The following is a 589-nucleotide window of genomic DNA, read 5'->3' as shown; positions in this document are numbered from 1 at the left end:
AAGCCAAGATAACATGTGTGGCAAAGAAGAGAACGTTCTACATTGTCTAAAATGCAAGGACGAGCTTTACCGGAAGCATCTAGTTTTCGAATGTAGTCAATATTATCGAAGAAGATATTTTTGATGGGATGAATAAAATTGAAGTTTTTAACATCACAATCTAATAATGATAGAGTTTCAATTGGAATGTTTGAATGATAAGTGGTGTCCATAATTGAAGTATAGAATAAAATCATTCTAAGTTGAATAAAATGCAGTTCCAATGTGAATTTAATGTGAACATGTGAGAAGGAAGTAAAATATCACATATTCACATTGGTGATATAATAATACAAATAAAATAAATTGGAAAGTCTCAAAACTATCTGTTAAACCTATTTTGAATATAGTATAATAGAGTCAGATAGAGCAGGAGGACTTGTCTTATGAAGGTATTTTCAATGTCTCAAAGAATCTATTATAAAGATTTAGAACCTGAAGCAGAATCCATCATTAAAAAGGATCTTGAACTGTATAACTGCATGTTTCATAAGGCATTCAAGATCTGTTTTGATCGTGCCTATAAGGATGTTACTTATTCAGAAACAGA

The 589-nt window shown here is 30.4% G+C and carries 1 pseudogene; it reads right to left on the bottom strand.

Annotation, left to right across the window (positions count from 1 at the left end):
• Positions 1-212: pseudogene (locus H8911_RS12275) on the bottom strand (hypothetical protein); the annotation flags it as partial.
• Positions 213-589 lie beyond the last annotated feature (377 nt).

The organism is Holdemanella hominis, assembly GCF_014306155.1.
GTDB classification, from domain to species: Bacteria; Bacillota_I; Bacilli_A; order Erysipelotrichales; family Erysipelotrichaceae; genus Holdemanella; species Holdemanella hominis.
The sequence above is the reverse complement of the archived record's forward strand: the minus strand, read 5'-3'. Positions and strand labels throughout refer to the sequence as shown.